The organism is Companilactobacillus halodurans (genome assembly GCF_009600985.1).
GTDB classification, from domain to species: Bacteria; Bacillota; Bacilli; order Lactobacillales; family Lactobacillaceae; genus Companilactobacillus; species Companilactobacillus halodurans.
The window spans coordinates 1-1,074 of the sequence record NZ_VDFP01000257.1; the positions used below are offsets into that span (position 1 = coordinate 1).

Annotated in this window: 1 protein-coding gene and 1 pseudogene; both read right to left on the reverse strand. The window is 33.8% G+C overall.

Annotated elements, in window-relative coordinates; translation table 11 throughout:
- On the reverse strand, nt 1-398 hold a 398-nt coding region (locus FHL06_RS14000), incomplete at its 3' end, for a nucleoside deaminase (RefSeq protein WP_153387265.1).
- A gap of 146 nt (nt 399-544) precedes the next feature.
- Nucleotides 545-1,074, reverse strand: a pseudogene (locus tag FHL06_RS14005) (polysaccharide biosynthesis C-terminal domain-containing protein); the annotation flags it as partial.

Below are 1,074 nucleotides of genomic sequence, written 5' to 3' on the forward strand. Positions count from 1 at the left end.
TTCAAGGTATTTTTATCTTGGAGGCCATTATCTAAAAATTGATAAATGAAGTCATCTCTGAAGCCAATATTTTTGGCATCTTCAGCAGTATTTCCGTAGTAACAAGTTTTGATATTTGCCCAAATAATAGCTCCAAGACACATTGGACAAGGGTAAGCGTTAGTGTAAAGTTCACATCCAGATAAGTCATAAGTACCCAACTTTTTGCAGGCTTTTCTAATTGTATAAATTTCACCATGGGCTGATGGATCATTGTCGGAAAGAACGTGATTCCGTCCTTGAGCAATAATTGTTCCGTCCTTAACGATTACAGTTCCAAAAGGACCACCAACGTTGGTACCAATATTTTTCTGAGCTTCATTGGCTGCTAATTTCATGAATTTTGATTCGTAAGCCATTCAAACATCTCCTAACATTTATGATTATTATAGTTCATAAAAAAATGAGAGCGGAAGAAGCTGTGTTTTGTTCCGCGTTTATGCTGCAATATTGGAGAAGAAACTAGTTATGTCCCAATCTCATTATTCTTTTGAAAGTAATTTAATTAATAAATTTTTGTATCACGAATGTCTTTTAATATTTTCAATGATCCATCTTTGTAACTAAGGAAACCATAAACTGCAATACCAATTAGACCGCAAATAATAATGACAATCATGGCACCAATCTTAGTAGCATCAGAGATAACTTTAACAACTAAGAAATTAGCAGCGACAACGACAATTAGCATAATGATGCCATCAATAAGAATCTTTAGTAGCTTTTTAGCTAAATCTTTATCGACAATTTGGAATTGCTTATTGATAAGTCTGAAGGCAAAATGCGACATCACTATAAAGGCAATAGCAGTTGCTGTAACAGGTCCGTAAACGCCTAAGTAGATGGTTAAAGGAACTTGTAGTATCATTTTGATAACATAGGCTAGGACTAAATAGAATAATGATTTCTTTACATGATGCGTAACTTGAAGAATATTTTCCAAAATCATAAATAGGCAATAGAAGAAAGCTTCAACACAGGAAACAATCAATACTTTGGAGCCGAGGATGCTTTGATTGTAAAATACAAAAACAG